This is a genomic window from Flavobacterium sp. GT3R68, from assembly GCF_007109225.1.
Taxonomy (GTDB): Bacteria; Bacteroidota; Bacteroidia; order Flavobacteriales; family Flavobacteriaceae; genus Flavobacterium.
Window position 1 is genome coordinate 525352 of record NZ_VJZK01000001.1, and the last position, 16183, is coordinate 541534.

Consider the following 16183-nt stretch of genomic DNA (forward strand, 5'->3'; position numbering starts at 1 on the left):
TATGAATGTGGATTTTTTGACTTTAAAAATAAAGGCCGCTTAATAGCGACCTCTTTTTTTATAGATTAGAATTATTTCCTTATAAATTTCTTTGTCATTGATTTCTGACCGTCGTTTACTTCAAATAGATAAATTCCGGTTCCTAATTTGCTCACATCAATAGCATTTCCGGATAATTTACCTGAATCTACCTGTTGTCCCAAATAGTTGATTACTCTGAAAGAAACTTCCCTGTTGTCTGCCATTCTAACATTAATGAATTCAGAAGTTGGATTTGGGTACATCGTATAATCAAAGATATTGTTTTCATAACCCAATTCTCCTGCTATAGTTGTATTGGTAGCTGCAATCGCCCCGCCGCCAATATTTACAGTATAATCTTCCACTTCTCCATAAGAAAATGTTTCACATGCAGTTTGAGCGACACTATATTTCATAGAAACTCTCATTCTTGTTGTTCCGGCTAAAGCAGTTGTCGGTACAGTAAATGTACTTGTAAGATTAGTACTGACAGCAGAAGTTCCTGAAACAACTAGTTCTGTAGTGTCAAAAACTCCATTTTTATTATAATCAATCCAAATTTTCCAATACTCAGTATAAGCAGCACCTGAGAAACCAGCACTAAATAAAATGGTATTTGAACCATAAGGTACATTACCCACTAAATTTGTGAAATTGCCATATCCTGCATTTCCTCCTGTAGTATTTGCAATACCTCCAATATTAACGTAGTCAATATATTCATCAGCAACACTGTTTCCTTTTGAAACACAGTAAGTAACTGTCGAAGCCTGTGTAGTTACATTTACCACATTACTGGATGCTGAAACATTTCCTGCAGCATCTTTTGCTTTGACAGAAAAAGTATAAGCTGTAGCGGCTGTTAATCCAGTTGCTGTATAGGTAGTTCCGGTTACTGTTGTTAAAAGAACGGCTCCTTTATAAACATTGTATCCTGTAACGCCAACATTGTCTGTAGAAGCTCCCCAAGATAGATTCGTTGTTGTAGTAGTGGTTCCAGAGGCAGTTAAGCTTGTAGGTGTAGAAGGAACAGTAGTGTCACCGGTTGCAGCACTTGTAGTTACATTTACAGCATTACTAACTGCTGATATATTTCCGGCTGCATCTTTTGCTTTTACAGTAAAAGTGTATGCGGTACTGGCAGTTAATCCAGTTACCGTATAGGTCAGTCCAGTTACTGTTGTCACCAAAGTGGCTCCGTTGTAAACATTATATCCTGTAACGGCTACATTATCAGTAGCGGCAGTCCATGATAAATTTGTTGTAGTTGAAGTCGTACCGGCAGCTGCTAGATTTGTTGGCGCAGTTGGCGCAGTTACATCAGTCGCTCCAACATAAGCGGCTCCAACACCAACAGCGTAAAATGCATTTGTCGTGGCAATTACCTCTGCCGAACCTGCTCCATATAAATCCGTTGCAGCCTGGATTCCGTAGGCTCTGGCATTGGCATACGTTGAATTTGCAGATAAATACACACTTTCCAGACGGTAAGCGATTCTTGCCGCTTTGTCGATCGTGATTCCAGTAACATTAAAGGCACTTCCGATATCATTGGTACCTGATTTACCTACTGATAAAATATAAAACCAGTGGTTCAAAACTCCTGAATTGGTGTGTACTCCACATTGGTCATTAGCGTTTGAAGGCGTACAATTAATATTTACCCAATAGGTTCCGCCATAGGTGTCCGGCTGACCTTCGACATTAGGATTGCTCATCGAACGCAAAGCGGTATGGCCTGCTCTTCTTTCAATATCTTCTCCAATTAACCAAGTTGATTTTGTCGGCGCTGCTCGATATTCAATACAGGCACCCCAAATATCAGAGAAAGCCTCGTTCATAGCACCCGACTCCTTTTGGTATGCTAAATTTGCCGTAAACGTACAAACAGCATGTCCGATTTCGTGTCCGGCCACATCCATCGCGGTCAAAACATCAAAAACAGTTCCGCTTCCGTCGCCGTATGTCATCACGCTTCCATTCCAGAAAGCATTGTTGTTGTCCGGATATCCGGCAGCAATCAAGTTGTAATGAACATAACTTTTGATTTTTGCACCAGCATTATCATAACTGTTTCGACCATGAACTGCTGACCAATAATCATAGGTCATTTCAGCTCCCCAATGGGCATCCAATGCGCCATTGTCCTTGTTCGTATTATTAAATTCGGCTGCGGTCCAGTTGTTATCGGCGTCGGTAAAATTCGTCGTTGGATAAGTCGCTGTCCTTGCCGAGTTATACGTCTGAACGCCTAATCCACGGCTGGTATCTGATAATATATAAGAAGAACCGCTTAAAGTAGTTTGGATCGATTGCGTTCCGCTGTATCGCGTAGCCGCATTTGCAGCAACTACAACCGAAGTTTTTGCCTCAGGAGTTGTAACTTTAGTATGGCCGCCATGACTGTATTCGCCAAGATGCTTGATGGTTGCATTATAAAATAACGATTCTCCGGAAACAGCGTCAATATAGATATCGCCTCTGCTTACCGGATTAGCCGCATAAATATCAAATTTATAGGCCAGTCTTACATTATTTTCTTTGTGTTTAGAGGCGCCATTGTCCATTATTGGCACCAATACCAGTTCACCTGTTGGCTTTTGGTAATTCATTGCAGCTGCATCTGAGGGAACGTCCCAAAGATATTGTATGGCTCCAATTTTTTTTACTGCATATTCCAATGCTTGTTGGGGTGATAGTTTAGGATTGGTATTTACATCCTCCATGTCATAAAATTCACCATTCATGGATTCCAATCTTCCTGATTTGGAATGCAACATGTAAGTAGCGAATTCCACTTTGATTCCTTTGTAATATTGTTGGAATTTTTCGTGAACAAATCCCAATTTATCAGATTCTGATTTGATTTTTGAAAAGGCGGAGTTTTCTTTAATGCCTAATTGATCTTTAAAAACCTGTTGCGAATCACCTGCTTTGTAAGACGATTTTTCGTTGAAGGTAATCAGTGTGGGTTTTCCATTTTGATCGGTTAACTTCTGCTTGACGTTTTTGTCGCCTTCCTGAGCCGACAATGTTAAGGCAAAAAAAGAGACTGCCATCGAGAGGACAATTTTTCCTTGTAATTCTTTTTTCATTGGTTTGGTTTTTTGGTTGGTTAATAGCTGGTAAAACTATTTCATTATGGAGAGACCTTTTTACGGTTTTTCCATAATTTTTGTTAAATTAACATAATATTTAAACATAAAATAAAATATTTATTAACTAAAAGAAGATTTAAGATTAAACGCGTCTTTTTATCGACGAAGTGCATTTGATAAAAAACAGCCATAAAACAAAAAAACAACCCGGATGGAGTTGTTTTTTGTAAGCTGGAAAATATCTTTTATTAGTCAATCTGCATCTCCGGAATGGTTCCTTCAATAATTAAATCGGCTTCTGTTGCTGCAATAATATCGTCTACGGAGACTCCCGGAGCTCTTTCCAGTAATTGGAAACCTTTCGGCGTTATTTCCAAAACGGCTAACTCGGTCACCACTTTTTTCACGCATCCTACACCCGTTAATGGAAGCGTACATCGTTTAAGGATTTTGGATTCGCCGGCTTTGTTGACATGCATCATGGCCACGATGATATTTTCTGCAGAAGCCACCAGGTCCATGGCTCCGCCCATTCCTTTTACCATTTTTCCCGGAATTTTCCAATTGGCGATGTCGCCATTTTCGGAAACTTCCATGGCTCCTAAAATGGTTAAATCTACTTTTTGGGCACGTATCATACCGAAGCTGAAAGCCGAATCAAAGAAACTGGCCCCATCTAATGTGGTAATGGTTTGTTTACCCGCGTTGATGATGTCGGCGTCTTCTTCTCCTTCAAATGGGAAAGGCCCCATCCCTAAAACTCCGTTTTCACTTTGAAATTCCACTGCAATATCATGACGGACATAATTGGCTACCAATGTTGGGATTCCAATCCCTAAATTTACAAAATAACCATCTTTAACTTCTTTGGCGATTCTTTTTGCAATTTGATTTTTATCTAAAGCCATGATTACTCTCTTTTACGGGTTGTGCGTTGTTCAATTCTCTTTTCAAATTTTTCGCCTTGGAAGATACGCTGTATCATGATTCCTGGCATATGGATTTGATTTGGATCTAATGTCCCTGCAGGCACCAATTCCTCCACCTCAGCGATAGTGATTTTGGCGGCCCCGGCCATACAAGCGTTAAAATTACGCGCCGTTCCCTTGAAGATTAAATTTCCTGCTTCATCCCCTTTCCAGGCTTTGACAATGGAGAAATCAGCTTTGTAGGCCAATTCCATCACGTGCATTTTACCGTTGAATTCTCGGGCTTCCTTTCCTTCGGCAACTTCAGTTCCGTAGCCGGCTGGCGTAAAAAAAGCTGGAATTCCGGCCTGTGCCGCACGACATTTTTCGGCCAAAGTTCCCTGAGGCGTCAATTCGACATCCAGTTCTCCGGAAAGCATCTGGCGTTCAAATTCCGCATTTTCCCCTACGTAAGAAGAAATCATTTTTTTGATTTGTTTTTTTTGTAATAGCAATCCCAAACCAAAATCATCTACACCAGCATTGTTGGAAATGCAGGTCAAATCTTTGGTTTCTTTAATTACCAGTTCGGCAATACTGTTCTCGGGAATTCCGCAAAGGCCGAATCCGCCAAGCATAATGGTCATTCCGTCTTCAATTCCCTGAAGGGCTTCTTGTACGTTGTTTACTTTTTTGTTGATCATACGGTATTTTTTAGCCCGGATGGAAGCGGCATCCCACGCTTTTTTTGCGTGGATACAGCGTACAGCCGGAATAGCTTCTAATAAATATTATAATTCAAATTCTTCGGTACTTTGTTCGATGTCGGTTGTGTCTTTTACGGCTGCAGGGCGGGACCAACAGTCTACTTTTATCGAAAGATTATCGGGTCTTTCGAATTCTTCTTTGGAAACGGTCAGATCTTTATCCTCGTAATTTTTTTTCATGAAAAGTCCCCAAATCGGTAGAGCCGCTACAGCTCCCTGTCCATAGGTAATACTCTTGAAACGGGCGGAACGGTCTTCGCATCCAACCCAAACGCCGGTTACCAGATTAGGAACCATTCCCATGAACCAACCATCGGATTGATTTTGTGTAGTACCTGTTTTTCCTGCAATAGGGTTCGTGAACATATAGGGATAACCGGTTACTCTTTCATAACCATAGCCACCTCCTTGTGTTCTCAATCGCGATCCGGTGCCTTCCTGCGTTACACCTTCCAATAATTTGACAATGGCAAAGGCGATGTCTTTGTTTAAAACGTCATGGGACTCCGGAATAGGTTCGTAGATAACGACGCCGTTTTTATCTTCTATACGGGTAATGAATTGCGGTTTAATGTATACGCCCTGATTCGCAAAAGTGCTGAAGGCTGCCACCATATCGTGAACTGTGATTTCAACAGCTCCCAACGCAATGGACGGCTGAACCGGGATTTCAGATTTAACCCCTAATTTATGGGTCAATTCTACCACCGCTTCCGGGCCTACTTTATCTATTAATTTAGCAGAAACCGTGTTGATGGAATTTGCCAGTGCCTTTTTCAAAGTCACCATTCCGCGGTACTTATTGTCGGAATTGCTTGGTGTCCAGGTTTCTGTTACGTGGTGCCTTCCTACCGGAATAGTAAAAGGGGAGTCAATAATGGAATCACACGGAGACATGTTCAGTTGTTCGATAGCGGTTGCATACACAAACGGTTTGAAGGTCGATCCTACTTGTCTTGCGCCCTGACCTACGTGATCGTATTGGAAATATTTGTAATTGATTCCGCCCACCCATGCTTTTACATGTCCGGTCTGTGGCTCCATGGCCATTAATCCGGATTGTAAATAGTGCTTGTAATAACGGATGGAATCCATTGGAGTCATGACGGTATCTTTTTCGCCTTTCCAGGTGAAAACAGTCATGCTTGTTTTAATGTCAAAAGATTTGATGATTTCGTCATCGCTCATATCCTGTGCTTTCAGAACTCTCCATCTTTCGGAAGATTTCATTGCCTGATTCAGGATTTTTTGCGTTTCCACATTAGAAAGGTTTACAAAGGGCGCATTCTTATTGGTTTTTGACTGGATGAAAAATTCTTTCTGAAGATTGGTAAGGTGCTCGGTCACGGCATCCTCTGCATGCTGTTGCATACGGGAATCAATAGTGGTGTAAATTTTCAGACCGTCCTTGTAAATATCATATTCGGAGCCATCCGCTTTTTTATTGTCCTTTACCCAATTTTTCATGAACTCACGCAAGTATTCCCTAAAATAAGTTCCAATTCCTTCTTTATGACTTTCCGGGTGAAAGTTCAAAACGATTGGTTCTTTTTCTAAACTAGCTTTAGCGGCGGGTTCCAGAAAATCGTTTTTTACCATTTGGCCTAAAACAGTATTTCTTCGGGCGGTTACTTTTTCCAATCGACGTACCGGATTGAAAAGTGACGGGTTTTTCAACATCCCGACCAACATGGCGCTTTCGTTGATCGATAAATCGCGGGGTTCTTTGCCAAAATAAACTTTAGCTGCCGAACGGATTCCGACTGCGGTGTTAACAAAATCAGCCTTGTTGAGGTACATGGCAATGATTTCGTTTTTAGTGTATTGTCTTTCCAGACGAATGGCGATTATCCATTCTTTGGCTTTTTGTATGATTCGAAATGGCAAGAATCGAGATCCTTCGCCGTGGAATAATTGCTTGGCCAACTGTTGGGTTAGTGTACTGGCCCCGCCACTGGTCCCTAAACTGGCAACAGCCCTCATTGTTCCCCTGCCGTCGATACCGGCATGCTCATAGAAACGCTCGTCTTCGGTTGCGACTAAAGCGTCAACAAGATGTTTAGGTAAATCTTTGTATTTGATTGAAGTCCGGTTTTCGTTGTAGAACTTTCCGATAGTTACTCCGTCAGAAGAAATTACTTCGGTAGCCAAATTGGAGTCCGGATTTTCAAGATCTTCAAAGGAAGGCATAAATCCCAAAAGCCCCCAAGAGGCAAAGAGGAAAAAAAGTGCCAATGCTCCCATGCCATAGAAGAAAATTCTCCAGAACTTCCTTTGATAATGGGCGATATCTTTGGTTTGGTTGGTGTTTTTTTTAGTAACCATATTTTTTATTCTAGTGATTCTATTCTAAAGCCGACTTGGGTAATGCCTTCGAGATTTTCGACGCCAACCACTTTTCCGGTTTGACGCACGGCTTGCTTGATGAGTACTTTGTTTTTCTTTGAAGATTTAAACTGAACACCGCTTTTATAGAAGAGCTTGCTTTCCTTGATATCTGAAAAACCGTCTCCAAGCAATGTTCCGTCAGGCTCGGCCATCAGATATTCCAGGGTATCGACCTTGGTTAATCCGTCCGGCTGCTCCAAGGCAACAATCAGGAATAAATTATTAAATTTATAACCGTCATTGGCCCTTAAATTGACAAACAGATTGTACTTTTTGGTCGTATCCATTTCAGGCAGATTAAACTCAACAACAGTTTTTTTATTCCAGGCGTCTCCCACCGATTTGTATTCGTCAAAGACTCTTTTTTTATCACAAGAAAACAAGAGTCCGGCAATCAGTATAAAAAGGATACTATTTTTTAGGCTCATTTTTATTAATGGGTTTTATCTTATTTTCGTTTGGCCTGATTTTATTGTCCGGGCGAGGTTTGTTATCTGCCGGACGGTTTTCATTCGGCTTAATTTTATTGTCGCCAGGTTTTCTGTTTGTTGCAGGTTTGGTAGCTGCTGCCGCATTTTCAGTAACCGGTTTGCGTTTGCTGTTTGGTTTTTTCTTCTTTTTCGGCTGATCGAAACGTGTTAAACTTTCCTGGCCCATTGCGTTATTGAAGTCTTTTTCAGGAGTTACAGTGATTTCGATAGCATAGTCTTCCAATGAAGAAACTTTATTCTTCAATTTATTTTCGGCCATGATTTCTTTCACCTGCTCTATTTTCAAGATGTGCCAGTTGGCAAAATTATTGGTGTAGGCAAACCACATCAAGCCTTTAAAGATATCCTGTTTTTGGCAGATAGCATCGCCTTTTTCGGTCACTAATTTGGTTTCGAATTCCGGGAATCCCTGTAATGCATCCATATAAGTATCCAGCTCGTAGTTCAGACAACACTTTAGTTTTCCGCATTGTCCGGCTAGTTTTTGTGGATTCAAAGACAATTGCTGGTAACGGGCTGCAGAGGTATTAACACTCCTGAAGTCGGTTAGCCAAGTGGAACAACACAATTCTCTTCCGCATGAACCGATACCACCTAAACGGGCCGCTTCCTGACGGAAACCTACTTGTTTCATTTCAACTCTGGTGCTGAATTCTTTGGCGAAATCCTTAATCAAAAGACGGAAGTCAATCCGGTCGTTTGCGGTATAATAAAAAGTTGCTTTTGAACCGTCACCCTGGAATTCAATATCGGAAATCTTCATTTCCAATTTTTGGGAGATTGCCAATTCACGGGCCCTTACTTTCATCGGTTCTTCCCTGTTTCGGGCAGTTGACCAAATGTCAATATCTTTTTGGGAAGCTTTTCTATAGATTTTCGGGACGTCACTACTGGTATGATTCACTCCTTTTTTCTTCATTTGGATTTTTACCAATTCTCCGGTCAGCGTAACAATTCCGACGTCATGACCCGGCGAGGCCTCAGTGGCTACAATATCTCCGATGCTTAACGTTAATTTTTCGGTATTGCGGTAAAATTCTTTTCTGCCATTCTTGAAACGGACTTCGACGCAGTCAAATGGTGCCTCGCCCGTTGGTAAACTCATATTTGAAAGCCAATCGAAAACAGTTAATTTGTTGCAGCTATCGGTGCCGCAAGTCCCATTATTTTTACAACCCTTTGGTGCGCCACCATCAGAAGTTGAACAACTTGTACATGCCATAATTTTATATGTAGTGTTGTGACGGGCACAACTTAAGTTCGTAAGATATTAATTTGTAAAGATAGTATTTTTTAGTTTTAAGTTACAAAGATTGAAACGGCTAAAAAAGCATAAAATTGTAATAAAAAAAGCAGCCTGAAGTGGGCCGATGTAAATGTTTCTAATTGATTTCAACCGAATAATTCAGCATATTCCTGTTGGTGGTTTCCAGTTTCTTTTTGGAAACGAAGACATTTTTTAATAATGAAGAATTCCAATTGTTTCTTTGCTGCCAGTTTGAAAAGGTTTCCGTTTTCCAGTCAAAATCGTCCTTCCAGAAGTATTTCGGCGACACATAACAATACGTATACGGAATAAGATACGAGCTGTCATTGCCGGTTTTTACTTTCAGAGTTTCGTCCTCGTTTCTATAAATCGACTGCGGATAAAGAAGCGTGATTTTGCGTTTTTGCGCCTCGTTTTTCAGAAAATCCGAAACTTCAAAATAACTTTCCTCGATGGCCTTCAGACTGAATTCGTTATACTTCGTTTCGCCAATTTTATCAATCGGACGCAATTGTATAATATCAATGGCGTATTGGTCATAAACGGAAAAAAAGTCTTTCAGTTCATGAAAATTATCCTGGTTGAACGTATAATTGATGCGTAAGCGCAATTTGGGATGTGTCTTTTTTTGCTCGGTGATATACTGCAAAACGGCATGAAATTTTTCATAAATGCCTTTGTCCATCAAATCCTCGTAAGTTGTTTTGGTAACGCCATGCATTGACAGGATAAATTCATCCAACCCCGCAGTTGCAAAATCAGAAACGTCTTTTTTATCCAAAAGATTCCCATTGGTCACCATGCTGATGTAGGGGACTTTGTAATTTTTGGCAATTTCAATCAATTTGGTGTTGTGTTTGAAAAGGGTCGGTTCCGCACCGCAACCAATCTGTAATTTCAACGCATTTTTAAAAATAGCTTTCGCGACATTTTCCAGATTTTCTTCTGCAAAAATACCTTTCATATTCTTTTTGACATAATCGTCATCTGTGAAATAACACATTTTGCAACGTAAATTACAGGCCAGGACCGGATCCATCTGAATGGCTAAATATCTTTTATTTAAAACCGACAACAGCCACAGCCCTAAGAACTTAACCCTGTGGCTTTTGACGCTATTGTTGAATTTTAATATTTTATAGATATCCATGAATGGGAAATTATAATTTATATAATTTGTCGGATAAACGGATTCGGAACGGTAGTTTGAACGTACAGCTGTCGCCGGCAACCGCTTTTTCGGAATCAGTACCATTTACGAGCATGTGATCAATAACCAATTCCTGATTTCCGGTGGTGGTTCCTTTGATCAGAATCCTGTCCCCGATTTTTATTTCATTTTCCTCGATCAAAAACTGACCGATACTTGGTTTTGGGAAGAAATGTGTCCCTTTTCCGACATAGGTTTTTTTTATTTTTGGATCCTTTTTAACAATGCTTTTTGGCTTTTGAAGCACAGCAAATTCGTGATTGTCTTCGTTGTTTTTGAAAGTTAAAACGTCAGATTTTCCTTTTTTGAAGATTTTATTACCATTTTTAAGGCCTCTGCGGATGGTTTTTTGTTCTTCTTCCGGTAAATGGATGATCGTCGAGCAATCTGCGGAACAACAACCTTCCATGGCCGTGGCACATTCCTCACACTGGATGAACAATAGATGACAGCCTTCGTTGGCGCAATTGGTGTGCACATCGCAAGGTTTGCCACACTGATGGCATTGCGATACAATATCATCCGTAATCCTTTCGCCCAAACGGTGATCAAATACAAAGTTTTTACCGATGAATTTGCTTTCCAGTCCTTCGGCTTTTACCTGACGGGTGTATTCAATAATCCCACCTTCTAATTGGTATACGTTTTCAAAACCTTTATGCTTGAAATAAGCACTCGCTTTTTCACAACGAATACCGCCGGTGCAGTACATCAATAATTTTTTATCTTGTTTGTGTTCGGATAGCTGATCTTCAATAATGGGCAAACTTTCTCTAAAAGTATCCACATCGGGTTTGATGGCGTTTGTAAAATGCCCGATTTCGCTTTCGTAATGATTACGCATATCGACAACTATCGTATTGGGATCTTCAAGTAGTTCATTGAATTCCTTGGCTTTCAGATGGATTCCGATGTTAGTGACATCAAACGTTTGATCGACCAATCCGTCGGCCACAATTTTATCGCGGACTTTTATTGTTAGTTTCAAAAAGGAATGATCATCATGTTCCACCGCAACATTCAGACGGATGCCTTTCATGAAATCATAGGCTTCAATGGTATCCTTAAATTCATAGAAATGATCGGCAGGAAGCGATAATTGGGCGTTGATGCCTTCGTGGGCCACATAGATCCGACCAAGAACTTCTAATGGGTTCCAAGCAAGAAATAACTCGTTTCTGAATTGAGTGGGGTTTTCGATCTGCGCATAAGCATAGAAAGACAGCGTCAGGCGTTGCTTTCCGGCATCATCAATCATGATGGCTCTTTCTTCTGCGCTTAAGGTGTTGTACAGTTGCATGCTATAAACAGTTAAGTTGAGAAAATTATTTTTTATTCCGGGACAAAAGTAAGGAATAATTTGGAAACCCAATAATCTTCTGATTGTAAATGCCCTAGCCCTGATGGAAGGGAAAATCCTTTTTGTTCGTTTTTTCGACGGACAAATAGATTGGAATGACAGCGGGAAGCAGCTCCAAATAAAAAAACCACGAATAAACGTGGTTTTATAGAGAAGGTACGGTGATTAACAGTACTCGTTGAAAGCGTCTTTCAGGTTTTCGGCAATTACTTCTGCCGGGCGGCCTTCGATGTGGTGGCGCTCCAACATGTGTACCAATTCTCCGTTTTTGAACAACGCCATGCTAGGCGAAGAGGGAGGAAATGGGAACATATGTTGTCTTGCCGCATCCACAGCATCTTTGTCGACACCTGCAAAAACCGTGATTAATTGCGATGGTTTTTTATCATTGTCCAAGCTCATTTTTACTCCCGGACGGGCATTTCTGGCGGCGCAACCGCATACAGAATTCACTACTACTAAAGTGGTTCCTTCTGCTTTTAAAGCGTTTTCAACCGCTTCGGCACTATGTAAATCTTGAAAACCAGCCGTTGTTAATTCGGCTTCCATTGGTTTTACCATTTCGTCTGGATACATATTTTTTTATTTAAAAAAGTTAAATTTCGTTGTTATGCTGCAAAGTTACAAAGTTTAGGTGCAACAAAAGTATTTGGATTATAAAGTTTTGTTATAGTTTAATTGGTGTTTTATTTTTTTGATTGCGACTTTAAAAACCGCTTCGAGAAACAGGACTTTCGGGCATTTAAAAATAACGCTAAGGTCCTGTGGAAAAGATGTTTTTTCGTCGAGGAATTTGAAAATAAGACCCGGATTTCCTGCTTTGAACAGTGAGGAAAAAATTTCAGAACCCTTTTCATTTTTTCGGTTTAAGATATCCAACAGGAACAAGTCATAGAACCAGAACTTATTCTTTTTGTGGAATTTCCAGAAATGCTTTCCCGTTTGAAGAAAAGCAACAAGGGCTTGGGATTTGCCGTCGGCATTCTTAAAGGTATACCCGGTACTGGCCTTGGTCCATCCTCCGGCGCTGCCGATATTGATGACATTCCGGGTGTTTTGGTTCCAAAACGGAAAGCAGGTCATTGGAATACTTCCCTGTTCTTTTTCGAGGATTTCATATTGGGTGCTCCCGAGTTTTTGAAGGTATTGCTGGATTTCATTTTCGTATTCTTCAGCGGGAAGTCGGCTTTCGGAAAAAAGCGTGTATTCAATCAAGGCTTCGGTGGAAGAAACCGGCAGGACATACATGAATCGGGTATTCCCTTTTTGGGCCACCGAAAAATCCATAAAAGTTACCTGCTCCGGATTAAAAACAGCCTGTTCGCTTTTGACAGTCCAACCAATAAAATGCTGTTGCAAAATCGGGTATTCCGATTGGCTGCCGACTCTTGGAGAGTTGTAAATGCTGTTTAAAAGACGGTTGCAGGAGAAGGATTCCGATTCAGTTTCGACCATAATGGTGGATCCGGACTCTTCAATTTCCGTTACTTTTTGGTTTAGGAAAGTGATGTTCTCCTGTGTTGAAAGCAATTCAAAAACGTGATTGTAAAAATCCAGTCCGCGAACCATTTTGTAATGATAGGGTTTCAAGTCCAAATCCCGTTGGAATGTTTCATTGGCAAATAGCGCCGTTTCCCATTTTTTGTGGACAATGGATTCCCAGTTTCCAGCTCCTTCTTCCCAAAAACACCAGATCCTGTCGTTGGTTTTTTTTGGATTTTCATCCAGAAGCAAAATAGTCTGATGCCTGAATTTACCCGAAAGTACCATTTGGTATACCGTCATTAATGCGGACAAACCTGCGCCTGTAAAAATATAATGGTAGTGTTTCATGTTACTTTAGGATAAATCCACTCAAAAGTAACTAATTATTTTATTTTGTCAAGAATACCAAGAAGCGTTCTGTCATCCAAATACGAATGTTTTTGAAAGAGGATTGAAAAGTCAGTTGCCAGAACGACCGTAGTGGGATAGATTACGTTATTGTCGATAGTGGCTAACTCGGTGGCCAATTGATGAATTCCGGTATTGGGGCCCGTAGGTTTGAATTTAAATACGTGGTTATTGAAAACGATATCATTTGTGCTCTCCGCATCCATTGAAACGAAGTAGTAGTTGGCATTTAAACGCGTTATGAGCTCGGGCTTTTTAAAGGTTGTATTTTCCATCATCCCGCAGTATTTACACCAGGAAGTATGGATAAAAACGACAATAGGTTTTGGATTTTCTTTGGAAAGTTTTTCGGCTTCCTCAAAGGAATATATTTTCAATTGGGCTACACTAGATGGCACTGCGCAAAAGAAAATCAATACTATGAATAAAAGTCGTTTCATTTATTTTAAAGTATAACGCAATCCGAAAAAGCTTCGGATGCCTTGATTTGGGCCGTAAACATAGCCCGGGTCAAAAGTTAGGGCATAAGGGTTGTCGGCGGTGTCGACTACTTGCCCATTTGGGACAGTTTGCCCACTTAGACCTACAGCAGTACCGTCAGAAATTTGTACATTTTGGTCAAAAGGATCGTCCGCTCGTGCAATAATAAACGGATTTCCTTTATTTGGAGTCCAATTCAGCAGGTTTTTTACACCCATGTAGATTTCCAAATTTTTAATTTTGTTATACGTAAACTGTATGTTCTGAATGCTCCAAGTTGGAGAGTATTCTTTTCTTGGATCCAATTTACCCAAGAGTGGTAAACGCATCGGCCCATAAAGGTTTCCGGTGTAATCAATATCGACAAATGCTTTCTTAAGACGGTATGAAATCGCCCACGTGCCGGAAAAACGCTCTGTTAGAATTTGTCTGGTAGTGACGTTTTTTTCTGTCTTGGTCACATCCATATATGTAGCCCCCACAATCATTTTCAGCCCGTTATTTAGCACCACGTCAATATTCGTACTGATTCCTTGGGTAATGGCATGACCGTCGAGGTTTTTATAAATAATCTGATTGGGATTGGTATCGTAATCCGGCACGATGGAATTCGTGAAATAGGTGTACCAGGCCGTGGTCTCCACCCCAATGAAGTTTCCGTTTTTAGAGTAGATTTTCTTCAGGTAATTCAGATTGGCATTGTAAGAGCGTTCCGGTTTCAGTTCTTCCAGCACAATTACATCGCGTGAACCCGTAAGTGCTGCGTGTTCTTCAGTAAAAAGATTCACAATACGGAATCCCGTCCCGGTATTGAAACGCAAAATATTATCCTTGTTGATTTTCCATTTATATGCGAGTCTTGGTGTAAAAATAGAGCCATGATTGCTGTTATAATCGTAACGAGCACCCAATAAAAGATTGTGTTTTTCACTCAGATGAATTTCGTCCTGAACAAAAAGACTAGGAATCCAATTAATGTCAGCCTCTGTTGTGGCGGTAGTATTGTCATTGTAGAATTGGTAGCGTATGGCGGTCCCGAAGAGTACATCGTGCTTATTGAATTTTTTATCCCATGTCAATTGTCCGAAACCAATTTTTTGCTGTGCCATATAAGGAATATCCCCATAAACAGAGTTCTGATCATGATCCGTATACGAAAAAGAAAGCTTCATTTTCTGTGTAAATGGAAGTTCATAAGCGCCTAATAATTCCCAACGTTTGGTATAAATGCTTTCACCATAGACTTCACTACCACCGCGGTATTTTTTCTCCCATTGCATTTCGCCGCCCCAACGGTCTTCATAAAATAAACGGCCTGCCATCGAAAATAATTTATTGCTCCTGCGATTAAAATTCCATTTTTGAAAAACGGAAATCCGATCCTGTAGGGTCACATCAGTAAAATTATCGTGGTTGTTGTCAATCGGATTACTGTAATTAAAATAATTGACACCCGTCAGTAAGGAAGCACTTTTACCCAAATTGGCCTTGAAGCCTAAATCTAGATTGGCCTCGCCCCAACTGTTGGAAAATCCATCTGCTGAATAAATAGGTGCGTTTTTTGGGTTTTTGGTGATAATATTGATAAGTCCGCCAACGGCTTCGCTTCCATATAATGACGATGCAGGTCCTTTGACAATTTCAATCCGTTCCAATAACGAATTAGGAATTCCTGACAATCCATACACCGTCGAGAGTCCGCTGACGATCGGCATTCCGTCAATTAAAACCAAAGTATAAGGGCCTTCCAGACCGTTGATATGAATATCGCCCGTATTACAGACGTTGCAGTTCAACTGCGGGCGGACACCGTTCACATTTTGCAGCGCCTCAAAAATATTGGCAGTCGGATTCTTTTTGAAAAAAGTCGGTTTATACACTTCCACCGGAACAGCGCTCTCCAATCGGGAAACGGGTTTTAAGGTTCCCGTTATGACCACTTCATCTAAGGCATTGTTTTCCTTTAATTCAAAATCCAGAGCAATATCGATACTGTCTGTAACGGTAATGTTTTTTTTCTGCGTGCGGAATCCCTCAAATGATGCCGTGACTTCATAATTGCCTGAAGGCACATTGTTAATTATATAGGTTCCATTATAGGAGCTTTTATCTGAAAATTTCGTGTTTTTCAATACAATATTAGTCTGGGACAAAGGCATTCCCTCGGAAGTAATTTTTCCTTTGATGTTGCTTTGGGCGAAAGAAAATGTGCCGATGATGACGGCAATAAGCGAAATTAGATTTTTCACAACTAAATTTTAGATTTACTTAAAATTAATATTTAGGCAAAGCTAAAAATT

12 protein-coding genes are annotated in these 16183 nt (G+C 40.5%); all 12 read right to left on the bottom strand.

From position 1 onward, the window contains the following. Positions 1-71 precede the first annotated feature (71 nt). On the bottom strand, positions 72-3116 hold the full coding sequence (locus tag FNW07_RS02290) for a M4 family metallopeptidase (RefSeq protein WP_126742408.1): 3045 nt from the start codon (positions 3114-3116) through the stop codon (positions 72-74). Between the two features lie 251 nt (positions 3117-3367). Next, positions 3368-4027, bottom strand: coding sequence for a 3-oxoacid CoA-transferase subunit B (locus tag FNW07_RS02295; RefSeq protein ID WP_126742409.1), 660 nt, complete (start codon positions 4025-4027; stop codon positions 3368-3370). Positions 4028-4029: 2 nt separating this feature from the next. Further along, complete coding sequence (locus FNW07_RS02300) at positions 4030-4731, bottom strand: CoA transferase subunit A (protein WP_126742410.1); 702 nt, start codon at positions 4729-4731, stop codon at positions 4030-4032. An 87-nt stretch (positions 4732-4818) separates the two neighbouring features. Continuing rightward, the gene (locus tag FNW07_RS02305; protein WP_126742411.1) at positions 4819-7119 is read right to left on the bottom strand and encodes a penicillin-binding protein 1A; all 2301 of its coding nucleotides are present in this window, start codon (positions 7117-7119) and stop codon (positions 4819-4821) included. Positions 7120-7124: 5 nt separating this feature from the next. Then, the gene (locus FNW07_RS02310) at positions 7125-7610 is read right to left on the bottom strand and encodes a gliding motility lipoprotein GldH (RefSeq protein WP_126742412.1); all 486 of its coding nucleotides are present in this window, start codon (positions 7608-7610) and stop codon (positions 7125-7127) included. Beyond that, the gene (locus tag FNW07_RS02315) at positions 7594-8895 is read right to left on the bottom strand and encodes a regulatory iron-sulfur-containing complex subunit RicT (protein ID WP_126742413.1); all 1302 of its coding nucleotides are present in this window, start codon (positions 8893-8895) and stop codon (positions 7594-7596) included. The genes FNW07_RS02310 and FNW07_RS02315 overlap by 17 nt, the downstream gene beginning before the upstream one ends. A 160-nt stretch (positions 8896-9055) precedes the next feature. Further along, a complete protein-coding gene (locus FNW07_RS02320) occupies positions 9056-10090 on the bottom strand; it encodes a radical SAM protein (protein ID WP_126742414.1) in 1035 nt (344 codons plus the stop codon). A 10-nt stretch (positions 10091-10100) separates the two neighbouring features. Then, complete coding sequence (locus FNW07_RS02325; RefSeq protein WP_126742415.1) at positions 10101-11450, bottom strand: rhodanese-related sulfurtransferase; 1350 nt, start codon at positions 11448-11450, stop codon at positions 10101-10103. Positions 11451-11675: 225 nt separating this feature from the next. Beyond that, positions 11676-12086 (bottom strand): BrxA/BrxB family bacilliredoxin, encoded by a 411-nt coding sequence (locus FNW07_RS02330; protein ID WP_126742416.1) that lies wholly within the window; start codon positions 12084-12086, stop codon positions 11676-11678. A gap of 78 nt (positions 12087-12164) precedes the next feature. Beyond that, complete coding sequence (locus FNW07_RS02335; protein ID WP_126742417.1) at positions 12165-13343, bottom strand: lycopene cyclase family protein; 1179 nt, start codon at positions 13341-13343, stop codon at positions 12165-12167. Between the two features lie 35 nt (positions 13344-13378). Next, positions 13379-13843 carry a DUF255 domain-containing protein gene (locus FNW07_RS02340; RefSeq protein ID WP_126742418.1) on the bottom strand — a complete coding sequence of 155 codons (465 nt, stop codon included), beginning with the start codon at positions 13841-13843 and terminating at the stop codon, positions 13379-13381. Next, positions 13844-16132, bottom strand: a complete 2289-nt coding sequence (locus FNW07_RS02345) for a TonB-dependent receptor (protein ID WP_126742419.1) — start codon at positions 16130-16132, stop codon at positions 13844-13846. It lies immediately after the preceding gene. Positions 16133-16183 lie beyond the last annotated feature (51 nt).